We start from the raw sequence: 24,045 nt of genomic DNA, 5'->3' as shown, positions 1-24,045 counted from the left end.
AAAAGCGTATCGTAAATTTAAACCGTAGATACTTAGTTCATTAAGCCGTTAGGTTTATAAGAGGTGCATTAATTAAGCTTCATGACTGCCTTCATTTTCATTACAGGCGGTGTAATGAGTAGTGTTGGTAAGGGTATAGCCACGGCGTCCATAGCTAAGATCCTCCAGGCTAGGGGCCTTTCCGTCACAGCAATTAAGGTGGATCCGTACTTAAACGTGGATGCTGGTACAATGAATCCTTACCAGCATGGTGAAGTCTACGTTACTGCTGATGGTGGTGAAACGGACTTGGATCTAGGCCACTATGAAAGGTTCCTTGACGTTGAATTATCTAAGAGCCACAACATAACGTCTGGTCAAGTTTACTTGAGTGTAATTGATGGTGAACGAAGGGGGGTGTACCTTGGTCAAACGGTTCAATTAATACCGCATGTAACGAATGAAGTTAAGGCCAGGATTAGGAATATTGCTAAGGAGGGTTGGGATGCAGTGGTTATTGAGATTGGGGGAACTGTGGGTGATTACGAGAGCTTACCGTTCCTTGAGGCTGCCAGGCAGATGAGGCTTGAGGAGAATGGTAATGTTGTGTTTATTCATGTGGCTCCAGTACCAATCCTTGATGTTACGGATGAGTTTAAGACTAAGCCACTGCAGCATAGCGTCATGGAGCTTAGGAGGGTTGGTATTCAACCTGACATAATAATAATAAGGTCAACTAAGCCAATAACTAGTGATGTCAAGGCTAAAGTATCGTTATTCACCAATGTGCCTCAAGACCTCATATTCAATTCCTTTAATGTTGATACAATATACAGGGTACCATTAATCTTAGATGAGCAGGGACTAGGCAATATGTTGGCTAAGTTACTTAAGGTTAAGGTAAGTGAACCCAAGTGGGATGAGTGGGTTAATTTAGTGAACGCAATGATTAACGCCACTGAAGAGGTTAGTGTGACGCTTTGCGGTAAGTACGTTAAATTAAGGGACGCCTACATAAGCATAGTGGAAGCTATTAAGCATGCGGCCGCTTGGCTAAGGGTTAGGCCGAGGATTATTTGGTGTGATTCAGAGGAGGTGGAGAGGGACCCTGACTTATTAGCCAAAATGAATACCGACTCCTACATAATATTACCTGGCTTTGGGGCTAGGGGTGTTGAGGGTAAGATAATGGCTATTAAGTATGCTAGGGAGAATAATATACCCATATTGGGCATATGCTATGGCATGCAGCTCTCAGTGGTGGAGTACGCTAGGGATGTCTTAGGCCTTAAGGATGCACACACCACTGAGGTTAATCCAAACACACCCCACCCAGTAATAGACATTACCCCTGAGGAGAAGAACGTTAATAAGCTTGGGGGTACAATGATACTTGGTGATAGGGAGATAAGTATTGCTGAAGGAAGCATTCTTCATGAGGTATATGGTTCATTGAGGATTAGGGAGAGGCATAGGCATAGATATGAGGTTAACCCAGCCTACTTTAAGCAGCTTCAGGAGGCTGGGTTAGTTTTCTCAGCCATGAGGGTTGATGTACCTAGGGTGGAGGCTATTGAGCTACATAACCACTACTTCTTCATAGCAACCCAATTCCACCCTGAATTCAGAAGTAGGCTAACTAGGCCGCATCCATTATTCATCACCCTACTTAAGGCTGCATTATCATGGAGGCGTGGTGAACCATCACCGTACACTGGGGTTACTCCTCATTAATCACTGGATTCCTTAAAACACCTATACCCTCAACCTCAGCCTCAACTAAATCACCGTGCTTAAGGAACTTACCCTTTGGGAAACCTACACCCGATGGTGTACCTGTTGAAATGTAGTCACCTGGCTTAAGGGTTATTCCCTGGGATGCCCAATGTATTAACTCATGGATCTTAAATATTAAGTCCCTTGTATTACCATCCTGCTCCACTGAACCATTAACCTTAAGTGTTAACCTTAGGTTATGTGGATCATTCACTTCATCCTTAGTTACAATGTATGGGCCCACTGGCATTGCCCCATCCATGGACTTACCATGTATCCAATCCATACCGTACTGGTCCATTGAGGGGAATTGCCAATCCCTCATGGAAACATCATTGGTTACCACGTAGCCGAAAACGTGATTAAACGCATCCTTAGCATCAATGTACTTACCCCTCCTACCTATCACAACACCAAGCTCAACCTCCCAATCCACCTTATTAGAGGCCTTAGGCTTAACTATGGGTTGCCCATTACCAATTAATGCATTACGGAATTTCGGGAAGAAGTATGGCCTCTCAGGGGGCTTAGTGCTGCTCTCCTCACCGTGGGCCTTATAATTAACCGCAACACACAGTATCTTCTCAGGGTCAGTGACAGGGGGAAGCCAATTAATTGATGATTGATTAAGCAGTAAATCTCCCCTACCTGACTTAAGGGTCTTATTAACTAAATCATTAACAATACTTAACGCTGGCTCACCATCCTCAATCAACCTCCTCATTGAATAGAGGAAGTCTGGAGCTGATTCAGCCTCGTAAATAGTCATGTAGGCTTTAGGTAAATCCACAATACCCCTACCAGTATATACCCCCACCCTAGTTACGCCACCCTGCTCGAAGGTTAGTAACCTCATAGTTAGGCTTAGTTACCTGGTTAAATAAGTATTAACCGTAATTTGAATATTTGAATAATAGTTAAATACGGTAATGTGCATTGCTTAACCGCATGATAAACCCCACAGTTGCAGTTATTATCGCAGTAACCGTATTGATGATTTACCCAATACTAATACTCATTTACGATATCCACAATTACCTAGCCTACAGGAGGGGAAGGAGGAGTAGTACCATGGAGTGCCTTAATGGGTTTGGGACCTTAAGTGTAATAATCCCCACGTGGCATGAACCAATGAGCACCGTCATTGATGCTATTAAAAGGGCGTTAAGCTTCAATTGGCCGGGCCCAATTGAGGTGATAGTGGTTTCAGATGATGAAGAGGATTACGTTAATGATCTTAAGCATAGGGTTAATGGCCTTGGGGATAATGTTAAGGTACTTAGGAGGGTTAATAAGAATGCGGGTAAGGCAGGTGCCCTTGACTATGGTTTTAGGCACTCAAGGGGTGATTACGTGTTAACCATGGATGTTGACTCACTTATAGACCCAAACTTTCCCCTTAAGGCCTGTGGCTTAATGACTAACGATAACGTGGTTGCTGTGGCTGGTAGGTGGTTTGGGTATAATACCGATACCTTAGTTTCTGAAGCTGTTACAGCATCCATGAACCTAGCCGTTGATACTATACAGGGTGGTAGGAGGGCTAGGGGTTTACCGGCCTTAGTCGTTGGGACAGGTACAATGTTTAAGGCAAGCGCCCTTAGAGAAGTAGATGGGTGGAGTGGTAGTGGGCCTCAGGATGACATATATGTTTGGCTTAAGTTAATATCAATGGGCTTCGACATTGATTTCATTGACGGTAAGGTTGTTGGCGTTGAGAATCCAAGAACATACAGCGTCTTCAGGTTTCAGCAGAGTAAGTGGGCTTATGGTGTTGCCGATGCCTTAAGGAGGATGATTAGGAGGCTCATGAGTAGTGGCGTTAGTACTAGGGTTAAGCTTGATGCAGTGTTGCTGTTAACCCAATACGTAACCCCTGCATTACTCATATTGAGTAGCCTAATTATTGGAGTTACCTCATTACTATTAGGTGGTTTCATTGGTTTAGCCACATTACCCCTACTCATCCTATATGGTTCACTTGCCTTAGTCTACGGCTACATACCATTAAGGACTAGGAGTGGGGGGTTAACACCATACTCGGCTGGTAGGTCATCAGCAATGGTTATGGCGATGAGCATGCAGGTTCTTTACTCATACATTAAGGGTGCCCTAGGATCCAGCTTCAGGGGATGGGATGTTACGCCTAAGGGTGGGATGACTGTGATTAAGGCTTTACCCATTGAAACAATAATGATGATTACCTTCACGGTATTATTAATCCTTAACCTAATTCACGGCTACTTATCATCATCACTATGGGTGGCTGTGGGTGATGCACCGTATGCGTATGTTCACTATAGGTTCGCTAGGGAGATCCTCTAAGTCATTTAGAGGAAAGCATTTAAGCACCTTTAACTTAAACCTGCGTGTCGGATAAATTCAATGATGTTGTGGCGGAGTCAGGCTTCTACTGGCCTAGCTTTGATGTATATAGGGGTAAGGTTGAGGCTGGTGGATTCTACGATTATGGCCTGCTTGGTGTTTTATTGAAGAGGAACATTATTGAGAAGTGGAGGAGGATGTTCATACTGCCCTACCTGGAATTCACCTATGAGGTTGAAACCCCAGTAATAATGCCTAGCATAGTCTTTGAGGCAAGTGGGCATGTTGAAAACTTCACAGATTACTTAGTAACCTGCAGTAAGTGTGGGCGTAAGTATAGGGCAGACCACTTAGTGGAGGAGGAGCTTGGGAAGAGGGGGCTTAAGGTTAAGACTGAGGGGCTTAATGAAGTTGAGTTAACTAAATTAATAAGGAGGAATAACATAAGGTGCCCTGCCTGTGGGGGTGAGTTAAGTGATGTTCAGAAGTTTAACCTACTCTTCAAAACCACCATAGGGCCATATAGTGAGAATGTAGGTTACCTAAGGCCTGAGACCGCCCAGGGAATGTTCGTTAACTTCAATAGGATATACAGGATAATGGGGAAGTTACCCATGGCAATAGCCCAGGTTGGTAAGGTTGGTAGGAATGAGATTTCACCAAGACAAGGGTTAATTAGGCTTAGGGAGTTTTCCCAAATGGAGATTGAACTCTTCTTTGACCCGCAGGACTCATCATGCCCATACATTAATGATGTTGGTGATGTTAAATTAAGGTTACTTACGGAGGAAGATGTTGCAAAGGGGGTTAATGAACCTAGGGTTGTCTCAGCTGGGGAAGCGGCGAGGATGGGTTATGTGGCTAATGAATGGATGGCCTTCTACATGGCTCTCTCAGTGAAGTTCCTTAAAAGCCTAGGCATACCTGAGGAGAAGCAAATGTTCATAGCTAAGCTACCTAATGAGAGGGCTCACTACGCTAGGATGGTTTACGACCACGTTGTCTACACTGAACGCTTCGGTTGGCTTGAGGTTAGTGGGCACGCCTATAGGGGGGATTATGACTTAAGTAGGCATGCATCATACAGTGGCCAGGATATTTCAGCTGTTAGGAGGCTTAAGGAGCCTAAGGTTATTGAGGAGCATAGGGTTTACCCTAACCCATCAAAGATAAGGGAGGTCTACGGTAATGAAGCACCCCTAGTCCTTAGGGCCTTAGCCAGCGTTAACCCTGAGGAGTTAGTTAGGGAATTGGGGAGTAAGGGTGAGGTGATTATTAATGGATTTAAGGTAACTAAGGATATGGTTTTCATTAAGACTGAGTCCAGGAAGGTGAATACAGAGAACTTCATACCCCACGTTATTGAACCATCATTCGGCATAGATAGAATACTCTACGTTACACTTGAAAACGCCTACACTCTCATTGACGGTAAGATAGTACTTAAGCTACCTAGGGATATAGCCCCCATCACTGTTGCAGTATTACCAATAGTGAGCAGGGGGGAGTTGATTAAGGTGGCTAGGGATATTAGGATGAGCTTAATTAATGAGGGTATCACAGCGGTTTACGATGATGGTGGAACCATAGGGGCTAGGTACGCTAAGTGGGATAGCTTAGGTACACCACTTGCAGTAACCATAGATGCCGACACCCTTAAGGATAATACAGTCACGGTTAGGGATAGGGATAGTAGGGCACAGGTTAGGGTTAAGATCCAGGACCTCGCATCCATTATTAGGGATCTTTTAAAGGGTAAGCCTATTAATGAGGTTGCTGCTGAAAGGAACCTACAGCTCATAGTAAGGAACCAGTAGGCAATATAGGGGTAAATATAGGTACTGAGGAATACTTATAATTCACTGAAGGAGGCTAAGCACTGTGGCTGGTATTCAAGTTAAGGAAATAGCGGTAATCGGTAGTGGAACCATGGGTCATGGAATAGCTGAGGTTGCTGCTATGAATGGCTTCAAGGTCCACTTAAACGACTTAACACTCGACATACTTCAGAGAGCACTCAATAACATAAGGTGGAGCTTAGGTAATCTCCATCGAAAGGGGCAGTTGAGGGAAAACCCTGATGATGTTATGTCTAGGATAAGTATAACCACGTCGCTGGAGGATGCCGTGAGGAATGCCGACTTCATTATTGAAGCTGCCTTCGAGGACTTCAATGTTAAGAGCAGCATCTTCAAGAGGGTTAGCGAATATGCCCCACCTCATGCAATACTGGCTAGTAATACCTCATCAATACCAATAAGTGAATTAGCCTCAGTAACAAATAGGCCTGATAAGGTTATTGGAATGCACTTCTTTAATCCACCAGTATTAATGAAGTTAATTGAGGTTGTTAGGGGTGATAAGACTAGTGATGAAACCGTTAACACCACTATTGAGTTAGGTAGGAGGCTTGGTAAGGAACCTGTTTTAGTTAATAAGGATGTTCCAGGCTTCATATCCAATAGATTATTCATGAGGCTTATTGAGGCGGCTTGCCTAATGGTTACTGGTAATGAGGCGACAATTGAGGCTATTGATAGCGCAGCCAGGTTTAAATTGGGATTGCCAATGGGTGTCTTTGAGTTGATTGACTTTGTGGGTGTTGATGTAGTTAACTCAATACTTAAGGCAATGACTAATAGGGGTTTTGAATTCAGTGGCTGCAGGTTAATTGATGAGAAGGTTAAGGAGGGTAAACTTGGGTTAAAGGCTGGGGAGGGCTTTTACAAGTATCCTGAGGCTGGGAAGTACAGTAGGGTTAATGTACCTAAGGAGGCTGGGGAGGGTGTTAATCCAGTTAGGTTAATTGCATTAGCTGTTAATGAGGCTGCCTGGTTAATTAGGAATAAGGTGGCGTCCGCGGTTGGTGTGGATACTGTGACTAAGTTAGGCTTTGGATTCCCAAGGGGCTTGCTGGAGTACGCTGACTCCTATGGTGTTGGGAGCATCATGGTTGAGTTAATTAAATTGAGGGGGAAGTATAGTAGTATCGAGGTGGATCCATTAATAATGCAGATGGTTGCTGAGGGTAATATTGGGGTTAAGGCTGGTTCAGGATTCCATGAGTATGGTGGAGGCTACGAGACCATTAAACTCACCATTGAGCCGCCAATAGCTTGGATTACCTTAAATAGGCCTGAGAAATTGAATGCAATAAATGGGAAGATGATTAATGAATTAATGGCCATAATCAATAGGCTAGAGGCTGAACCCTTCGATAAGGTTAAGGTTATTGTAATTAGGGGTGCTGGTAAAGCCTTCTCAGCTGGCGCTGACTTAACAATGTTCAGTGAAGAGGGACCCACTGATGCTTATTTAACGAGTAGGATGCTTCAGGAATTAACCAATAAACTAGAGGCACTTAATAGGCCTGTAATAGCCATGATACACGGCTACGCCCTAGGGGGTGGGTTTGAATTAGCGTTAGCCTGTGACCTCAGGATAGCATCAGAGGATGCGGTACTTGGATTACCTGAAGTCACATTAGGCCTAATACCGGGATCAGGGGGTGCTAAGAGGCTGATTAGGTTAATTGGGTTGGGTAAGGCTAAGGAACTAATACTAACCGGAGCTAGGTTAACTGCAAGGGAGGCTGAGGAATTAGGTATTGTTAATAGGGTTGTGCCAATTAATGAACTGGAGAATGAGACTAAGGCCATTGCACTTAAATTAGCTGAGGAACCACCGATAACCCTCATGATTGCTAAGGGAATACTCAACATAGCCAGTGAAGGATCAATGGAAGGCACACTCACCGCAGAATCAATGGGCTTTGGCCTACTATTCTCAACAAAGGATTCAAAGGAGGGTATTAAGGCGTTCCTAGAGAAGAGGCAGCCTAAGTACCAAGGTAAGTGAAGGCTTATAGTTCATAAAATATTAAAAATATTCATAAACTTTAATTAAAATACTAAGAAATATTTAAAAAGAGAATACCAGCTAATTACTAATGGCTGTTTTCAGAATACTTAGAGTGGATTTATCAACTGAATCCTTCAGGGAGGAGGTTATTAAGGATGATTTACTAAAATTATTCCTAGGCGGTAGGGGTTTAGCTGCATACTATGCCTTTAAGGAAATACCAAGGGGCATTAACCCTCTTGAACCCAGCAATAAGCTTTACATATTCTCAGGTCCACTCAGTGGAGTAGCTACTTTATCCACAAGTAGGGTTAATGTTAGTACAAGATCAGTGTTAAATGGAGTCTATACTCACTCTAATGCAGGTGGTAACTTCTCCTACTGGTTAAGGAGGTCGGGTTACGATGGCATAATCATTGAGGGTAAGGCTGAGGAACCAGTTTACCTCGTTGTTAAGAATGGGGAGCCATCATTAAGGCCTGCCAGGCATATTTGGGGTAAGTGGACTGGCTCAGCCACTAGGATAATCCTAACTGAGAACGGGTTCCCACCTGATGAGACTAAGGCTGGTGTAGCCGTAATAGGCCCTGCTGGTGAAAACCTAGTTAAGTTCGCTGGCATCAGGTTCTCAGACTATGAAAGGTTTGCAGGGCGCGGTGGAGTGGGGGCTGTTATGGGTAGTAAGAGGCTTAAGGGCATATTAGTGTGGGGGACGAGGGACCTGTATAGGGAGTTGGTTGATAAAAGCACATTCATGAAGGTTAATAATGAGATTGTGAAAAGGCTTGTAACACACGACACAACTAAGGCTCTACATGCCTATGGCACTAACGTCCTCATGAATCTTGTTCAAGCTGTTGGAGGCCTACCCCACTATAATTTCGCCGGCACTGGATTAATTAAGAATGTTGATGATGTTAGTGGTGAGTTAATTAAGAGTAAGTATGTTGTGGAGACTCATGGTTGCTTCAATTGCCCAATAGCCTGTACTCAAATAACAATGGTTAAGAGTGGGCCATTTAAGGTTCCAGGTGAGAAGATTAAGTACGAGTATGAGAACACTTGGGCATTGGGGCCTAACATTGGATTAACTAACGCTGAACCCGTCCTTAAGCTTGAGAAGCTTGCTAATGAATTAGGCATGGATACTATAAGCCTAGGTAATACACTGGCTGTTGCAACTGAGTTAAGCAGAATGGGTAAGCTTAAGCTTGATGTGGACTGGAGTGATGCAGCCTCCTACATTGACTTAACCTATAAGATAGCTTATAGGGAGGGTATTGGCGATGAGCTGGCTGAGGGTGATTATAGGCTTGCCTTGAAGTATAATGCCCCTGAAACCTTCACTGGGGCTAGAGGACAGGGGTTGCCTGCATATGATCCAAGGGCACATAAGGGCTTCGCACTGGCATACTATACGGCAAATAGGGGTGGGGATCACCTTGAAGCCTACACGCCAACATGGGAGATATTAGGTACTGTCTTTGGTAAGGCGGGTAAAGTTGATCCTCACGATGACTCACCTACAGGTATTGATCTGCAGGCTAGGTTAGTTAAGTGGAATCAGGACTTGTTTGCAGTGGTTGATTCATCGATATTCTGTAAGTTCGAGAATCTAGTGCCTAACGTTAACACTGAGCAGGATATAGCTAACCTGTATAATGCCGCCTACGGCTGGGACTTAATGCCTGATGATGTTTTAACAATTGGAGAACGCATATTTAACGTGGAGAGGCTCTTCTGGGTTAGGGAGGGTAAGTGGGTTAAGGATGAGCTGCCGCCTAGAATGAGAGAACCAATACCCGATGGGCCTGCTAAGGGTCATTCGGCTTCAAGGATGTTTGATGAGGGTATTAAGACGTACTATAAATTAAGGGGGTGGGTTGATGGTAAACCCACTAGGGACACGTTGAGGAGGCTTGGGCTTAGTGAATTTGAGTACGTGCTTTAAATGGGATCATTAATTAAATTAATTTAACCCTCTTTCCGCATTTAGCAACCATATGTGGGTGCTTAATTCAATTTAGTGAGTTAATTAATTTTTAAGTAATCATTAATGTAACTAGTATGTTACTTCAGTAACCCTGTAGTTTGATTCATATAGAATATCTAATACATCATCCATTAGGCTCCTGCTTTCATTCTGGTATATTGCATGAATTTCACCTAAAGCTTGGTCAAACGTAATGAACATTACCTTCAATAGGTTGGGCCTTTTATACTTCTCTAAGTTAAGGAACTCAATCATGCTTTCCCTAAACCTAACACCCAGCACTATGAGGCTCCTTACGCCGTGATGCTTGCTTATTATTGACTTATAGTGTGGTGTCCATGGACATAAATAAACTACAAGGCTCCTTGAACTGTAGGTGAACATGTAGTTAATACCGCAGTATATTTCCTTATCGAACATGTATTTACCGTACATTGATAATGAGTGCTTAATCACCTTAGCCCTAGTGTTCTTAGCCCTAGCTAATCCTAGTCTAAGGCTTCTTAAGTCAATTAATGGATTAACTAGGACTTCACCATCATGTAGCTTAGCAACTTGACTAAGTAAACCACTAGTTAAGGCATCCCTAATACCCTGACCATAGAAGGCCTTTATGAATCCTTCAATGGGTTTAAGATTCCTTGCAATGGCCTCTAGGGCAACCATGAACAATGGGTTATCAATATTACCGTACACTATTGATGATGAATCCAACTGCTGCGGTGAACCAGCACTAGATAAGTAGCCTGCTAGGTATTCAGGTATTACCACTGTTGATTTATCAATCCTCATGAGGAAACCAGCCTTAACGTAGTCATCAATGCTTATCCCATAACCAGCCAGGCTTAGAAGCTCCTTAAGCCTATCCACGCGTTCACCATTACCAATATAGTACCAGGTTACTAGTATTGGGTTAAGGCTTAGGTTTAGTGAACTTAACCTAGCCTTAATGAGGCCCTCAACCCTATACTCCATTTCATCAACTATGGTTCTCCTAACCTTAACCTTACTGTCAAGGTCAAGGAAATAAACTTTAAGGGCCTCATTAAGCATAAGGCTCATTCTATCACCATACCTAATACTGAAGTCAAGCTCAAGAGCCTCCCTACTCCTAGCCACTGCGCCCTGATACTTAGCCTCAAGTAACTCTAACTCCTCCATCATCGCTTCAGCACGTTAAGTACCTATTAAGTGAATTTATAAGCCTTGTTAATACTCATGCATTAATTAAAGGCTAGAAGACAAGCTCCTTAAGCCTACTCATTATTAACCAACCGTACTCAAACCTACCTAGGCTACCCTTACTGGCGTTAACCTCATTTAGCGTTAAGCCATCTGCCTTAACCCTACGTGACTTAAGCATTATCGGTACTGGATCATCGCTATGCGCCTTCAGTGACCATGGGGTTGCATGATCACTGGTAACCAGTATTGAGTCACTCCAATTGCCTTTAACTAACCTAGCCACATAATACTCATCAATATCCTCTATCGCCTTAATCTTCCCCTTCAAGTCACCATCATGGCCTGGTTCATCAGGCCCCTTTAAGTGGACGTAGGCCACATCAACCCTCTCCAGGAGCCTCATGGTGGCTTCAAAGCGTTCACCAAGAACCTCATCCTTGGGAGCATTATAGAGCTTAACCTCCTCAATATCCATGCCAAGAGCCCTGGCAATACCCCTCTCCACAGGCATCTCGGCTACTGCACCGAATTTAAGCCCATGGAGTTGGTTTATTGGCGTTACTTTAGGTAATGAGTCACCGGCATCCCTTATCAGTATTACGTTAGCCTGCAGTAAACCCTTCCTAGCCCTCTCCTTATTTAATGGGTGGTCCTTAAGTATGTTTATTACCTTATCAACGAATTCATTAGCTAACTTAGCCGTTAATGACGCTGCCTCATCCTGAGGGTTTAGGGGTCTTATCTGGGTGATCCTATTATCAGGGTTAGGTACAGCTACAGATACTTTACCAACCCTAACGTAGGCTGGGTCATTATTAGTAACATCCCCACTAAGGCGCCCTGATTTAACTCCAATAATAACCACAGCCCTATGGCCAATGGTTGCTATAACCCTAGCATACCCTAAACCACCTCCAAGTTCAATACCATCCACTGCTTTAGCCAACTCCTGGGCTTCCCAGGACTCAAGGCTCCTGCCAACCCTCCTATCAAGAATAATCCTTGATTCAGGATTAATGGTGGCGAAGTTAGCCCTAAAGGCAACCTCATAACCCTCCTTAATACTATAACCAACCCCAAGGGCCTCAAGGGGGCCCCTACCTGTATAGTATTTATCTGGGTTATAACCAAGTATGGATAATACTGCTGCATCACTCTCAGGGGCCCTACCTACTCCTAAGGGATAATGGAAGCCTAAGGCCCCTTGGACAGCCAGTGAATCTAAGTTAGGCTTCTTAGCCATCGATAATGGCGTCTCCCCCCTCTCATTAGGCCTATCGGCGGCTCCATCCAGTACTAGGAAAAGCAGCTTCATACTTAGATGTGGAACCTATGCTTTTTAAGCGTTTACAATTCCACTTAATCGGTATTCATGCTAAGGGCTGAGCTATTTTCACGTTAGCAGTAATATTTTATATGTAGCCCTATATAATTTAAGTAAAAGAAGGCGGCAATACCATTAAGTCTTGGTGAAGCCGGGGGCGGGGTTATTTTAGAGTTCATGGGTGGCTTAGATTCATTACTGGGCATAATGCATAATATTAGTGGGCGATAGAGGAGTTAACGCCTAGGGATGCTGATGCAATGTATAATGCACCTAATGGTGGTGTTAACCGCATTCCAATGAGGGCACCATACTTAATGGAAGGTCAAGGTACAGGACCCAGTTCCTTAACCTATTCCAGGGGTGCTGGTAATTACCCGGATGGGTGGGTGACTAGTGTGCCGGGTTATAATGCGGCTAGGTTGGCGGTTAGCACTTACCCTGCTTAGGCAGTAGTTGCATTAACTCTACTATTAATTATAATAAATTTAATATTATAGGTTTAGATTCTTAACTTAATGCGTGATTAACCATTATATTATATAAACATTAATTATAATTGAGTAGAGTATAATGTTTGGGGCAAAGGTTTAAATATAGCGGTTATGTAGTAGGATTAGTGTTAAACATGAGCGTGGAGAGTCAGGTTAAGGCTCACATAAAGGGGTTAATAAATAGGCTTGATGGCTGGTTAATAAGCCAAAGGAAGCTAATAGATGATTTACAGAAGTATGCCGACTACGTTAAGAGCCAGGATAGGTACACATTACTACTCTCAGCGCAAGCCATGATATATTACATAGAGCGTACAGCTAAGGATTTTGAGTCATGGTTAAATAACCCACTCATAACGTCAATAATGACGCCAGATATGTTGAAGGAACTTGAGGCTAAGCTACGTGAGCTGGCTGTTAACTTCATAAAGATTGACCTTGAGCACACTGGGCAGTACCTTGACTTACTGAGGAAGTATGATGCAGCTGGTGAGGTACCGGAGATACTGAGGCTGTATTTTGAGCATAGGATTGGCGGTGCACAAGAGAGTGGGCAACAGAGGGGAGGGGAGGAGATGCCCAGATTCCTGTAATTAAGTGGGAATGCTTTTCAACGGGTACTTAAGTTGAGTATACTCTTAATTAAAACTAATTAAGTGTAGGTTATTTTCCCTTGTTTACTTCAAAGTCAACCCTAACCTTATATACCCTGGGGGCGTACTCTCTAACAATCCTCCTATTAATTATCCTGCATTCAACATTAACATTGGCGCAGTGCCTCATAATAGCCTCCTCAGCATCCTTAAAGGGGTCCTCCTCTGGGCCGGTGTGGTAGAAGTTTACTGTACCCCCATTAGTTACGCATCCTATGGCATCACGTAAGTACTGGTGGGCGCCCAGGGGTAGGGTCATTATTACCCTATGGAACCTATCCCTCATTTTCCGGCAGAATGCTGATGCATCATACTCAATGGGCACCACCTTACCCCTAGCCTTATTTAACCTCACGTTAACCTCAATGTACTTAATTGCCTCTGGGTTTATTTCCACGGCATATATTAGGCGTACGGTGGGTTTATGTTTAAGTATTATGAATGCGTATGGTGCTATTCCAGCGAATAAGTAGGCTATTACCTCATTATCATTAACTCTTGACGCTAAATCAATCCTATCGTACTGATCCCTAGGGGAGAAGAATACCTTAGTTGGGTCAAGCATTAACCTAACCCCAGACTCAATGTGAATAACCTCAGTGGTGTCGCCGATTAACCTCTCGTAACTATATAGCCTAAACTCACCACTCCTAGGCCCAATCCTCCTCAACACTGCCTTAACATTCCTACTACTCTTAATTATTGCCTTAGCTATCTCGTACTTGTAATCCTCTAATTCACTGGGTATTTCCACAATGGCCACAGCCCCGGACCTAGACCCAATTATGTCGAAGCCTGAGGGTACTAGGCTTAGTAAATCCTGGGGTACAACACCCTTCAACTCATCCTTAAGCTTCATTTAACTGGTATTCGCGCTAATAGTTAAAAACTAATCACCGCGCGGTTTAATTAATGTCTAAGCTTCTTGAGATTAAGGGGATACAGGAGTATAAGACTGTTAGGGAGGTTAAGGGACCCTTAATAGTTATTGAGAGGACTAAGGAGGTAGCCTACGGTGAAATGGGTGTTGTAACCGGGCCTGATGGGGAACCTAGGCTTATTCAAGTTATTGAAGTTGGGCCCGACTACGCCATAGCCCAAGTCTTAACTGGTACATTAGGCTTACCTGCAAGCGGCTCAACGGTTAGGTTCTATGGAACCACCCTAAGGCTTCCTGTATCCGAGGATTTACTGGGTAGGATAATAAGTGGTAGGGGTGTTCCAAGGGATTCCTTATCCATGCCTCCAGCAGAGGACTTCCTTGACGTTAACGGTGAGCCACTTAACCCATACGCCAGGGATTACCCTGAGGAACCCATTGAGACTGGTGTTAGTGCAATAGATGGGCTCTACACCATGGTTAGGGGGCAGAAGTTACCCATATTCTCAGGCACTGGTTTACCGCATAATATGCTTGCAGCCCAGGTTGCAAGGCAAGCCACGGTTAGGGGTAGTGAGGAGGAGTTTGCAATAGTCTTCGCAGCTATTGGGCTTAGGACTGAGGAGGCTTTATTCTTCATTGATGAGTTCAGGAGGACAGGCGCCTTAAGGAGGCTAGTCCTGGTAATGAACCTAGCCAGCGACCCAATAGCCGAGAGGATACTCACGCCTAGGACAGCCTTAACCATAGCCGAGTACTTGGCTTGGCAGAGGGATTACCACGTCCTAGTGATATTAAGTGATATGCTTAATTATGCTGAAGCCCTTAGGGAGCTTTCATCAGCAAAGGGTGAGTTACCGGGTAGGAGGGGTTACCCAGGCTACATGTACACTGACTTAGCTTCAATATTCGAGAGGGCGGGTAGGGCAAGGGGTAGGAGGGGCAGCGTCACCCAATTCCCGATACTAACCATGCCTCACGATGACATAACACACCCAGTACCTGACTTAACAGGCTACATAACCGAGGGCCAGCTAGTCCTATCAAGGTCAATGTGGGGTAAGGGCATTTACCCACCCTTCGATGTCCTAATGAGCCTATCAAGGCTCATGAAGGATGCTGTTGGTGAAGGTAAGACTAGGGATGATCACAAGTACGTGGCTAACCAACTCATATCAGCCTACTCCAGGGCACTGGATGTTAGGAATCTAGCTGTCCTAGTTGGTGAAGGTAACTTAAGTTGGCGTGAGAGGAGGTATCTCAGGTTCGCTGATGAGTTTGAGAGGAGGTTCATAGCCCAAGGCTTCTATGAGAGGAGGACCTTTGAGCAGACCCTTGACATAGCGTGGGATGCATTAAGCATACTACCTGATGATGAGTACTCCAATATCCCACCTGAAGTATCAAAGAGGTACTATAGGGAGGGTATATTCAAGTCTATTAAAGATGAGGGAGTTAAGGCTTAATTGAATAATTGCAACCTACTTAAATTTATTAGAAACCCATGGTTTAACACTATTGTGTCGGAGTTAATTAAGAGGGCTGAGGATTGGTTTGAGGTTGCCAAGTATGCGTTAAGGGAAGGTAGGTTCTGGCTAACCTGTTATGCATCGCATCAGGCAGTTGAATTATATGCTAATGATGTATTATTTATGGGGCTGGTTCATACCCATTCACTCATAATTTAGTAACGTTAATTAAGTTAATCGACTATAATACTCTTCGGCTCCAGGGCTAGGGTAGTAATAGGTCTTCAAGCGGCTTTGATATGTTGGTTATTATTAGGGGTAAGGTTACGTGGAGTACTGTGGAGGATATGTCATTTATTGCTGATGAATTACCTATTGACTTAATTGTTAAAAGCATGGAGGATTTTCTAAATAATGCAGGTGTTAAGTTAATGTTAAAGGATAGATGTAAGGCACTTTATGATGGTTTAAAGCTTAATCCATGTTAACTCCATTAATAGTCTAGTTTAAGTTAAGTATTTATTATTGTAAATAAGTATTTAAGTATATTATGTTAATTTATACGGCCATTCTATTGAACCTGCCCACCTTGACCTGCGGCGAGCACTTGCTTAACCTTATTCTCCAATTCACTTATCTGCTTCCTAAGCATATTCTCCTGCTTCACGAGGGATTGAAGATGTAAGTCAAGTAACTCCTTCCTCTGGTTTAAATCCTGTATTGCCTCATCCCTAGTAGTTGATAGTAGGAAGGTCCCCACAACCTTGTAAACCTTCGAATCCTGTGGGAGCTTATTCAACTCATTGAGGGCCTTATCCACATTCCTAAGCTCACTCTCATACTGCTGCTTCCTAAGCAACACAGCTTGTAGTTGATCCTCAAGTTGCCTCAACCTATCTAAGTCATTCCTAACCGCTGGCGGAATTTCAGTAGCCATAATTGCCTAAGATTACTTGACTAAAAATGCTTTTCGCAACATTCCCTGCAAGGCAATTAAATGATACTACATTAACCAGCTTTTACTTAATTCACGGGAATCTACCGTGGGTTTAGATTAAAGCAATGGAAATTGCACCTCACTTTAATTTTAAAGAACATGTGCACTTAATTTTCATTTACCCCTACACCTTCATTTGCAGTAACTTAGCCCCACCCTAACTCCTTGGATAAGTTATGGGGTCATGGGGCTCCTTTGAGCCCAACAGCATTTTATTCATTCCTCCCCTTTGCTAATTGCTTAATCCTTTAACTAATTCTTCAAGGTATTCTAAATTTGCAGATTTATTGATTAGGTAAGCTCTGGTATCCTCTTCGTAAATTTTCATAGCTATTTCAGCATGCTTCCATTTCACAATAAGGTGTTGGTAAAAACCACAAACTTTGCCATTCATGGTGGGTAAAGTTTTAAAGTAAAAAGGCATCCATCATTCAATAGCCCACCAAAGTGGAGTAACTCCCAAGGCTCACATTAAGGACTGGGAGGGGCCGGAATTATGCCATCACCATCAATTAATCCAGCCAGTCTCTAGCCCATTTATGCAGGCTATTACTGTGGGTTTCTTTACTTAGATTACATAGAGCTGCTATAAAAGATTACTATTAACATGGAGATGACCCAGCCCTAGCCTCAATTAACGTAATATTATTCACTTTCCTTGAGTATTACAGTAGCCATTAACCCATTATGGCCACTACTAATCACTAAAGCGCTCTTAACCATAATTAATGAATTACCACTGAAATATAAGGATGCCCTCATGCTCTCAGGAGTTTGATTAACAAGCTGCTGATTAGATTAGAGTTACTTATGGCAAATATACTATTAATACTTTACTCATATATAGTTATTGAGAAGCCTTGATTCTTCATAATATAAGCGTTATGCTAAACGTAGCCGGCGGATAAGTTTATATTTCTGGATTATTAGGTTTAAGCTTAATGAACCTAAGTGATGCTATTAATGCAGTAAATAGGGTAAGGGATATAATAAATAGCCATAATACATGGAGGAGGAGAGAAACCATAAACCTTATACCGAGTGAAAACGTCATGTCGCCGCTGGCTGAGTACTTCTACATAAATGACATGATGGGTAGGTACGCGGAGGGCACTATAGGCAATAGGTATTATCAAGGTGTTAAGTATGTTGATGAAATGGAAGCATACTTAGTCGACCTCATGTCTAAGCTATTCCATGCAAGTTACGTTGATGTGAGGCCTATTTCAGGTACAGTGGCCAATATGGCCGCTTACTTAACGTTAGCTAAGGGTGGTAAGATTGCTGCAGTACCAAGGCAGTGTGGTGGGCATATTAGCCATGATGAGGTCGGCGCCCCAGGGGCACTGGGGCTTAAGGTAATTCACCTACCGTGTGATGAAGAGAATTTCAGCATTAACGTTGACTTAGCGGCAAAGGTCATTAGGGAGGAGAAGCCTCAACTAGTCATACTAGGTGCGTCACTATACTTATTCCCGCATCCAGTTAAGGAACTTGCCCAGGTGGCTCATGAGAATGGGGCTTATTTAATGCATGATTCAGCCCACGTGCTTGGGTTAATAGCCGGTGGGCAATTCCCCAATTCACTTAATGAGGGTGCTGACTTAATGACATCATCAACTCATAAAACCTTCCCAGGGCCTCAAGGCGGCGTAATATTCACTAATAATGAATCCATTTTCAAGAATATTCAAAGGTCCGTTTTCCCGCAATTAACATCAAATTATCACCTACATAGATATGCTTCAACGGCAATAACGGCAATCGAAATGATGGCCTTCGGTGAAGCCTATGCCTATCAAATAAGGTTGAATGCCAGGAAGCTGGCTGAGGAATTAAGCAAGTACGGTATACCAGTGGTGGCTGAGGCTAGGGGCTTCACTGAGACTCATCAAGTAGTCTTTGATGCCTCGAAATTCGGTGGTGGGGCTAAGGTTGCTCAATTACTTGAAGATGGTGGAATAATCGTCAACAAAAATATGCTACCCTGGGATAGGAGTGCGGTGAAGCCTAGCGGTATTAGGATGGGCGTCCAAGAAATGACTAGGGTGGGTATGGGTACTCAGGAAATGGCTGAGATAGCATCATTCATGAAGGCGATGCTTATTGATGGTAAGGAACCCAGCACCATTAGGGATAAGGTTAAGGAGTTTAAGGCCCAGTACACTGAGGTTAAGTACGGCTTTAAGTTAAGTGATGTGGGCATCAAGTGTGATTGCCTACCCCTCAATTACTAGTGGGCCCTTTAAGCTAAGAAATGGTTTATTAAGCCCGCTTACCACATGGTTAAGGTGTCTTCAACATTAAGTATTGGTGAATTAAGGAGGCTGGGTGAGGAGGCCCTTAGTGAGATTACTAGGCATGGTCAATTGGTGGTTGAGCCAGTCTTCAAGACATTTAACAAGGATTTAGCTAACACTGCTAATAGGGTTAAGGTTTTCTACATGAATTTCATTGATAAGTATAAAAGGGGTAAGATAACCTTTGGGGAGGGTTTAAGGAATTACTTAACTATTGATGGCGTAGAGGACATAGCCAGATACCTTACATTAACTGCATCAATATTGTCATCACTCAGGGTTGTTAGAGTCACTAAATTTTATGATTCAATAGGCAATATTACTGATGACATGGTTAAGTTCATCAATAATCCTGTTAAGGATAATGGGGTTAAGCTGGCTGAGGAGTTTGTTAAGAATTATGGGGATGCTGAATTCCAGCAGGTTAATGATGCAGTTAAGAATTACGCCCTAAGCCTAAGGGCTGCTGCAAGGAGGGGTGGTTTAGCCAAGGAACTTGCAGTAATTAGGAATTACATTAACTTGGAGAACTTCATAAGAAGCTTCATGAGCCCCTACTCCACGGCCCATAGGAATAAGAGCGTTAGGATAATGATAAGGTGGATTGCCCATGAATCCGGAGTACCGTTAGCGCTTAAAGTTATGTTGAGGGGCCAGAATAAGCTATACATACCGATTGGCGACATGTACACTGCCTCAACAGTGATAAGGAGTGGGGCTTACCTTGTGCTTATAGATGATGATAGGGTTAAGGCACTCTACGTTAATTTAAGTAAGGGTGAAGTGAATATACCGTATAAGGCGGCTAGGGTTATTGCCATTAAAACAATTAGGAGGAGTAGTGACCCAATAGCCGCTGAGAAGGGTGCTTACGATATTGGGTTCAATTGCTCAAATAATCAATGTGTGGATTGCCCAATTAATGGATACTGCTCTAAATTCACATCATTCACAATTACCCTTGATTAATGAATTAGCATTTAATAATTCATGGGGTCCACCATTCGAATCCTATTAACTTAAGGCTATTCATATGCCTAACAGCGAGCACGAAGGTTTTCCTAACGGTGTGGCTTAACCTAGCTGCCCTGGTAACATCCAGTGCAGTTATGTTGCGTCCAGGGTCAATTAAGTGAACAAGCATTGGTGCATGGTCAATACCAGGCCCCTTCTCATAAACTGCGTAGAGTGAGCCGAATTTCAAACCACTTCTAACCACATAACCCCTATCCCTAAAGTACTTGTATAATTCATACACTAACTCCCCATGCTCATACCTCCTCTCCACCAGCTCCTTAAGGGTACTCTTACCTACCAGTGAGCCATCATCAATAACCTCCAGTAGGCCTAATTCAACCAGGTAAAGAGCCTCAAGCGGCGACAAGTGTATTGGTGAATTTACTGAATCAACTTCCTCAATCTTAATCTTATCCTTACCTAGGAATTTCCCAAAGAAGCCAAGCTTATAGAGAGCCCTGGATTCGTCAATACTAGGTACAATAACCTTATCCCCCTTAAGCACTCCCCTATACTTAACAATAGTCTTCCCCCTAGTGCCCTGAACCATATAATTTAACCACTGCTGCAATATTTTATAAACCTATACCTAATCAGTGCTTTAATTTAAATGCTGAATCAAAATTAACTTTAGGTTAAGGGTCTTTATTAGTTAGATTATTAAATGGCCCTGGCTACGTAGTAGCATGGCTATTACAGGGGAGGAGCTTAAGGCAATACTTAGGAATTACCCAACCGGAGTCACTATCGTAACCACTACCTATAATGGTGAATACTATGGATTAACCGTTAACTCATTCACCTCAGTTTCCCTTAACCCACCACTGGTCCTGGTGGCATTGGATAAGAACGCGGCATCGCATAAGGCTGTTAATGAATCTGGGGTTTACGCGGTTAATATACTACCCTACGATATGAGGGATTTAGCAGTTAAGTTCGCCACAGCCCCAAAGGAAGAGAGGTTTATGGGGTTAAGGATTATTACTGCTAAGACTGGTTCACCAATTATTGATGGTTCAATAGCCTACCTAGACTGCAGGGTTGTGGCTAAGTATGATGCTGGTGACCACACATTATTCATAGGCCAGGTTGAGGACGGTAAAGTACTTAATGCTAAGCCACCGTTAATATACTTAAATAGGAATTACTACACTATCCAATCCCCATAGCCCTGCGTCTTTCACCTAAAGAAGTAATGCTAATTTAAGGCATAATACTTAATTAGTTTAAGTAACGCCCCCACTATGGAGGATTGGTTAAGGGGACTTAGGGCAATTATGATTAGGAGCTTAAACTATAATAAGTTACCCATACCGGCTGAGAGGAGTATATGCAGTGAATGGGTTAAGGGGCTTAATATTCCTGAATCAGGAGATACATTACTCTACACATCATGCCTTTACCAACTTGTACCATACATAAACGCATTCACGAACCTAATGGAGAAGGCGTCACCGGAGTCGTTGGGCCCCCTGGTTAGTAGGTTTACTGGTGCGGTTATTACTATGGCTAGGGTTATTTTGAAGCCCCCTAGGAGTGAAATTGAGAGGGTTAATGGTATTGTTAAGGCTATCGCTAACCTACTCATTAAGAATGGAGTCAACTTCACCTTCATGCCTGATGAACCATATTCAGGGGCTTTGCTTTATGAATTGGGTTTTGAGGATGACTTTAAGGATTACTTCTCATCGATTGTTCTTAATTACTTTAAGAGTAAGGGGATTAAGACGGTGATAACCATTGACCCGCATACCCACCACATATTAACGGTTGTGGCCCCCAAGTTCTTCGGGGACTTGGGTATTAGGGTTGTTAACTACATGGAGTTAATTAAGGGCGTTGATAAGGCTAGGTTAAGTAAAGTGGTTATTCATGATTCATGCCTCTACTCAAGGTACTTGGGTATGAGGGAAACCTATAGGAAGCTTCTGGAGATGGCTGGGGTCGAGCATGTTGAGGATCCTTACATAACAGGGATTTCAACATCAATGTGCTGCGGTGGCCCGGTGGAATCCATTAAACCATCATTATCTAATAAGGTTGCTAGGAGTAGGGTTGAATCATTATCAAGGTTATCAAGTAACATAGTTGTGGCCTGCCCAATATGCTACGCTAACCTATCCAGGAACAGTAACGATAGGGTTAAGATACTTGACCTAGCTGAAGTACTGAGTGGAGCGCAGTAATGGCCTAATCCTCAATTACGTTAATTCCCTTTGAACGAGCATACTGCAGTAGCCTACTAATACTGCTCCATGATTTACCCTTAACCAGAACCACGTCACCAAGAACCTCACTGGTTAATCCAAGTTCCTTCACCTTATCCTCAATAAGCTTAAACACCTCAATACCCATGGCCACTGTGAAGAATCCATCAGGCCCACGTACCTTACGTGCATTAATTGAGCCAAGCCTTAAACCATGCCTCACTTAATCACCCCCATTTTCATTAAGGCATTATTAATAATCCTCATAACCTCCAGGGCCTTATCCATGAGGCCCAGGGCCTTAGGCATTATGGTGAAGTTCTCATCACCAACAGCATACTCCACATTACATTCAGTGCCCTCACATAGTATTGACGCGAATACTGATAAGTCCTCTGTTAACTTAACTACGAGTAATTTCTCTGGCCCATAATCCTCAACAGTGATTTGCCCATAATTCTTAACCTCGCTAATTAACTTATTAATAATATCATTAATATCCATCATTACGCTTCCTAGCTCTAAGGAAATATAAGCGTTACTCAGCTTTAAAGCCTTATTAATGAACTAACTCATGGTTTAGGCCACTTTAGGTAAACTTAAATACCAGTATTACATATTACTAAGCGTTAATGAATCATACCGATATGATGCTTAACGTGAGGTACCTGGATCCCCTAAGGGATGGTGAATTGATTATTTCATTTTATAAGTCATTAAGTAGGCAGTCCATTAGGTCAAGGTTCATGTGCGTGATTAATGATGTTGAGGATTGCGTCAAATCACTGTTATCATTAAGGCCAATAATATACGGTGCCTACCAAGATAATGAGTTAATAGCCGTTGGTGAGGCTTATGGGATTAATAATGCCTACGAGGTAGCCTTAGTGGTTAAGGATGAGTACCAGGGTAAGGGTATTGGAAAGTGGCTTGTTGGTTTAATGCTTAGTGACTTATTTAATAGGAGGGGTGCAGTAAGGGTTTACGCCTACATGAGCCTTGATAATATTAAGATGGTTAAGATATCTAAGCACTACGGTGGTAAGGTCCTGTTTAATGGTGATTCATATAAGGTGATTTTCGACTCAGTAAACCTAAGGCTTAAGGGAATTCAGCAACTCAGTAATACTGCTTGAAAGCCTCCTAAGCTCACTCACACTTACACTACCAGTTACCTCAAGTTTAATTAGGCAGGTTAATTCACTAGCCTTAAGCTTAAAGGTTAAGTAAACCTTATCCCTGACTAAATCAACCTCAATTAATGAAGATACAGCCCTCCCATCACCCCCCTTACCCACTGATACTTTAACACTGGTTACGCTACAGTTCAGTGATGAGCATGGCCCCTCCTTAATCCTCCTAATCAACTCAGCGACATTAATCAACTCCTCAGTAACCACAGGGTTACATTAATACAGGCTTATTACTGTGAGCACTTCATCACTGACAGTAATTTATGAGTACCCGTAGTAACCGCGTATTCTGCTTGAGGGGAAATTCCGCCCTGCTTAAAAGCTTCAATTACTTAACCTATATTACTTAAGTCATTCCCTCGGGTGCTGCTTGAAACCCCAGCGTATATAAC

At 43.0% G+C, this 24,045-nt stretch carries 24 protein-coding genes; 15 read left to right on the top strand and 9 right to left on the bottom strand.

From position 1 onward, the window contains the following. Positions 1-81: 81 nt before the first annotated feature. Positions 82-1,713, top strand: coding sequence for a CTP synthase (locus BP896_RS05840; RefSeq protein ID WP_291766667.1), 1,632 nt, complete (start codon positions 82-84; stop codon positions 1,711-1,713). Here BP896_RS05840 and BP896_RS05835 read toward each other — a convergent pair. After that, on the bottom strand, positions 1,700-2,611 hold the full coding sequence (locus BP896_RS05835; RefSeq protein WP_291766666.1) for a fumarylacetoacetate hydrolase family protein: 912 nt from the start codon (positions 2,609-2,611) through the stop codon (positions 1,700-1,702). The genes BP896_RS05840 and BP896_RS05835 overlap by 14 nt on opposite strands. A gap of 92 nt (positions 2,612-2,703) precedes the next feature. Between BP896_RS05835 and BP896_RS05830 the strand changes: the two genes are divergently transcribed. The 4 genes from BP896_RS05830 (at position 2,704) to BP896_RS05815 (ending at position 9,892) form a co-directional block, all read left to right on the top strand. Beyond that, entirely contained in the window at positions 2,704-4,080 is a 1,377-nt protein-coding gene (locus tag BP896_RS05830; RefSeq protein WP_291766665.1) for a glycosyltransferase family 2 protein, read from the top strand. Between the two features lie 44 nt (positions 4,081-4,124). Then, positions 4,125-5,897, top strand: a complete 1,773-nt coding sequence (gene glyS, locus BP896_RS05825) for a glycine--tRNA ligase (protein WP_291766663.1) — start codon at positions 4,125-4,127, stop codon at positions 5,895-5,897. Positions 5,898-5,961: 64 nt separating this feature from the next. Then, complete coding sequence (locus BP896_RS05820) at positions 5,962-7,938, top strand: 3-hydroxyacyl-CoA dehydrogenase/enoyl-CoA hydratase family protein (RefSeq protein WP_291766661.1); 1,977 nt, start codon at positions 5,962-5,964, stop codon at positions 7,936-7,938. Between the two features lie 91 nt (positions 7,939-8,029). Further along, a complete protein-coding gene (locus BP896_RS05815; protein WP_291766659.1) occupies positions 8,030-9,892 on the top strand; it encodes an aldehyde ferredoxin oxidoreductase family protein in 1,863 nt (620 codons plus the stop codon). Positions 9,893-10,003: 111 nt separating this feature from the next. On the opposite strand, the gene BP896_RS05810 is transcribed toward BP896_RS05815, so the two are convergent. Beyond that, positions 10,004-11,098 carry a hypothetical protein gene (locus BP896_RS05810; RefSeq protein ID WP_291766657.1) on the bottom strand — a complete coding sequence of 365 codons (1,095 nt, stop codon included), beginning with the start codon at positions 11,096-11,098 and terminating at the stop codon, positions 10,004-10,006. Positions 11,099-11,168: 70 nt separating this feature from the next. Next, complete coding sequence (locus BP896_RS05805) at positions 11,169-12,434, bottom strand: alkaline phosphatase family protein (protein WP_291766656.1); 1,266 nt, start codon at positions 12,432-12,434, stop codon at positions 11,169-11,171. 269 nt (positions 12,435-12,703) lie between these two features. Between BP896_RS05805 and BP896_RS05800 the strand changes: the two genes are divergently transcribed. Beyond that, positions 12,704-12,892 (top strand): hypothetical protein, encoded by a 189-nt coding sequence (locus tag BP896_RS05800; RefSeq protein ID WP_291766655.1) that lies wholly within the window; start codon positions 12,704-12,706, stop codon positions 12,890-12,892. A 179-nt stretch (positions 12,893-13,071) separates the two neighbouring features. Then, complete coding sequence (locus BP896_RS05795; protein ID WP_291766715.1) at positions 13,072-13,530, top strand: DUF2153 family protein; 459 nt, start codon at positions 13,072-13,074, stop codon at positions 13,528-13,530. Between the two features lie 70 nt (positions 13,531-13,600). Here BP896_RS05795 and BP896_RS05790 read toward each other — a convergent pair whose 3' ends face one another. Further along, a complete protein-coding gene (locus tag BP896_RS05790) occupies positions 13,601-14,449 on the bottom strand; it encodes a class I SAM-dependent methyltransferase (RefSeq protein ID WP_291766653.1) in 849 nt (282 codons plus the stop codon). Between the two features lie 53 nt (positions 14,450-14,502). Here BP896_RS05790 and BP896_RS05785 point away from each other — a divergent pair, with 53 nt between their 5' ends. The 3 genes from BP896_RS05785 to BP896_RS05775 all read left to right on the top strand — a co-directional run bounded on the left by BP896_RS05785 (position 14,503) and on the right by BP896_RS05775 (position 16,427). After that, positions 14,503-15,936, top strand: coding sequence for a V-type ATP synthase subunit B (locus BP896_RS05785; protein WP_291766651.1), 1,434 nt, complete (start codon positions 14,503-14,505; stop codon positions 15,934-15,936). A gap of 54 nt (positions 15,937-15,990) precedes the next feature. Next, positions 15,991-16,158 (top strand): HEPN domain-containing protein, encoded by a 168-nt coding sequence (locus tag BP896_RS05780; RefSeq protein WP_291766650.1) that lies wholly within the window; start codon positions 15,991-15,993, stop codon positions 16,156-16,158. A gap of 80 nt (positions 16,159-16,238) precedes the next feature. Next, a complete protein-coding gene (locus BP896_RS05775; protein WP_291766649.1) occupies positions 16,239-16,427 on the top strand; it encodes a hypothetical protein in 189 nt (62 codons plus the stop codon). A gap of 83 nt (positions 16,428-16,510) precedes the next feature. On the opposite strand, the gene BP896_RS05770 is transcribed toward BP896_RS05775, so the two are convergent. Continuing rightward, the gene (locus BP896_RS05770; RefSeq protein ID WP_291766647.1) at positions 16,511-16,876 is read right to left on the bottom strand and encodes a prefoldin subunit beta; all 366 of its coding nucleotides are present in this window, start codon (positions 16,874-16,876) and stop codon (positions 16,511-16,513) included. Between the two features lie 1,001 nt (positions 16,877-17,877). Between BP896_RS05770 and glyA the strand changes: the two genes are divergently transcribed. Beyond that, entirely contained in the window at positions 17,878-19,173 is a 1,296-nt protein-coding gene (gene glyA, locus BP896_RS05765; protein WP_291766645.1) for a serine hydroxymethyltransferase, read from the top strand. A 45-nt stretch (positions 19,174-19,218) separates the two neighbouring features. Next, on the top strand, positions 19,219-20,205 hold the full coding sequence (locus BP896_RS05760) for a hypothetical protein (protein ID WP_291766642.1): 987 nt from the start codon (positions 19,219-19,221) through the stop codon (positions 20,203-20,205). Positions 20,206-20,224: 19 nt separating this feature from the next. On the opposite strand, the gene endA is transcribed toward BP896_RS05760, so the two are convergent. After that, positions 20,225-20,803 carry a tRNA-intron lyase gene (endA, locus tag BP896_RS05755; protein WP_291766641.1) on the bottom strand — a complete coding sequence of 193 codons (579 nt, stop codon included), beginning with the start codon at positions 20,801-20,803 and terminating at the stop codon, positions 20,225-20,227. Positions 20,804-20,939: 136 nt separating this feature from the next. On the opposite strand from endA, the gene BP896_RS05750 reads away from it, so the two are divergent. Both BP896_RS05750 and BP896_RS05745 read left to right on the top strand, forming a co-directional pair. Continuing rightward, on the top strand, positions 20,940-21,422 hold the full coding sequence (locus BP896_RS05750) for a flavin reductase family protein (protein ID WP_291766640.1): 483 nt from the start codon (positions 20,940-20,942) through the stop codon (positions 21,420-21,422). 75 nt (positions 21,423-21,497) lie between these two features. Further along, on the top strand, positions 21,498-22,439 hold the full coding sequence (locus BP896_RS05745; RefSeq protein WP_291766639.1) for a (Fe-S)-binding protein: 942 nt from the start codon (positions 21,498-21,500) through the stop codon (positions 22,437-22,439). Positions 22,440-22,443: 4 nt separating this feature from the next. Here the strand turns inward: BP896_RS05745 and BP896_RS05740 are convergent, their stop codons facing one another. Both BP896_RS05740 and BP896_RS05735 read right to left on the bottom strand, forming a co-directional pair. Next, a complete protein-coding gene (locus BP896_RS05740; protein WP_291766637.1) occupies positions 22,444-22,683 on the bottom strand; it encodes a hypothetical protein in 240 nt (79 codons plus the stop codon). After that, positions 22,680-22,967 (bottom strand): hypothetical protein, encoded by a 288-nt coding sequence (locus BP896_RS05735; RefSeq protein ID WP_291766636.1) that lies wholly within the window; start codon positions 22,965-22,967, stop codon positions 22,680-22,682. Before BP896_RS05735 ends, BP896_RS05740 begins: the two co-directional genes overlap by 4 nt. Positions 22,968-23,092: 125 nt before the next feature. Here BP896_RS05735 and BP896_RS05730 point away from each other — a divergent pair, with 125 nt between their 5' ends. Beyond that, positions 23,093-23,596, top strand: coding sequence for a GNAT family N-acetyltransferase (locus BP896_RS05730; protein WP_291766634.1), 504 nt, complete (start codon positions 23,093-23,095; stop codon positions 23,594-23,596). Here BP896_RS05730 and BP896_RS05725 read toward each other — a convergent pair. Further along, the gene (locus BP896_RS05725; RefSeq protein ID WP_291766632.1) at positions 23,555-23,860 is read right to left on the bottom strand and encodes a hypothetical protein; all 306 of its coding nucleotides are present in this window, start codon (positions 23,858-23,860) and stop codon (positions 23,555-23,557) included. The genes BP896_RS05730 and BP896_RS05725 overlap by 42 nt on opposite strands. Between the last annotated feature and the right edge of the window lie 185 nt (positions 23,861-24,045).

Source organism: Caldivirga sp. UBA161 (genome assembly GCF_002506515.1).
In the GTDB taxonomy this organism is placed as follows: Archaea; Thermoproteota; Thermoprotei; order Thermoproteales; family Thermocladiaceae; genus Caldivirga.
This window is presented reverse-complemented; position numbering and strand designations above follow the sequence as displayed.

Coding starts and splice junctions, on each gene's coding strand:
- BP896_RS05840 (WP_291766667.1), top strand. CDS start 82: ATGACTGCCTTCATTTTCATTACAGGCGGTGTAATGAGTAGTGTTGGT.
- BP896_RS05835 (WP_291766666.1), bottom strand. CDS start 2,611: ATGAGGTTACTAACCTTCGAGCAGGGTGGCGTAACTAGGGTGGGGGTA.
- BP896_RS05830 (WP_291766665.1), top strand. CDS start 2,704: ATGATAAACCCCACAGTTGCAGTTATTATCGCAGTAACCGTATTGATG.
- BP896_RS05815 (WP_291766659.1), top strand. CDS start 8,030: ATGGCTGTTTTCAGAATACTTAGAGTGGATTTATCAACTGAATCCTTC.
- BP896_RS05810 (WP_291766657.1), bottom strand. CDS start 11,098: ATGATGGAGGAGTTAGAGTTACTTGAGGCTAAGTATCAGGGCGCAGTG.
- BP896_RS05805 (WP_291766656.1), bottom strand. CDS start 12,434: ATGAAGCTGCTTTTCCTAGTACTGGATGGAGCCGCCGATAGGCCTAAT.
- BP896_RS05800 (WP_291766655.1), top strand. CDS start 12,704: ATGTATAATGCACCTAATGGTGGTGTTAACCGCATTCCAATGAGGGCA.
- BP896_RS05795 (WP_291766715.1), top strand. CDS start 13,072: ATGAGCGTGGAGAGTCAGGTTAAGGCTCACATAAAGGGGTTAATAAAT.
- BP896_RS05790 (WP_291766653.1), bottom strand. CDS start 14,449: ATGAAGCTTAAGGATGAGTTGAAGGGTGTTGTACCCCAGGATTTACTA.
- BP896_RS05785 (WP_291766651.1), top strand. CDS start 14,503: ATGTCTAAGCTTCTTGAGATTAAGGGGATACAGGAGTATAAGACTGTT.
- BP896_RS05775 (WP_291766649.1), top strand. CDS start 16,239: ATGTTGGTTATTATTAGGGGTAAGGTTACGTGGAGTACTGTGGAGGAT.
- BP896_RS05770 (WP_291766647.1), bottom strand. CDS start 16,876: ATGGCTACTGAAATTCCGCCAGCGGTTAGGAATGACTTAGATAGGTTG.
- glyA (WP_291766645.1), top strand. CDS start 17,878: ATGAACCTAAGTGATGCTATTAATGCAGTAAATAGGGTAAGGGATATA.
- BP896_RS05760 (WP_291766642.1), top strand. CDS start 19,219: ATGGTTAAGGTGTCTTCAACATTAAGTATTGGTGAATTAAGGAGGCTG.
- endA (WP_291766641.1), bottom strand. CDS start 20,803: ATGGTTCAGGGCACTAGGGGGAAGACTATTGTTAAGTATAGGGGAGTG.
- BP896_RS05750 (WP_291766640.1), top strand. CDS start 20,940: ATGGCTATTACAGGGGAGGAGCTTAAGGCAATACTTAGGAATTACCCA.
- BP896_RS05745 (WP_291766639.1), top strand. CDS start 21,498: ATGGAGGATTGGTTAAGGGGACTTAGGGCAATTATGATTAGGAGCTTA.
- BP896_RS05735 (WP_291766636.1), bottom strand. CDS start 22,967: ATGATGGATATTAATGATATTATTAATAAGTTAATTAGCGAGGTTAAG.
- BP896_RS05730 (WP_291766634.1), top strand. CDS start 23,093: ATGAATCATACCGATATGATGCTTAACGTGAGGTACCTGGATCCCCTA.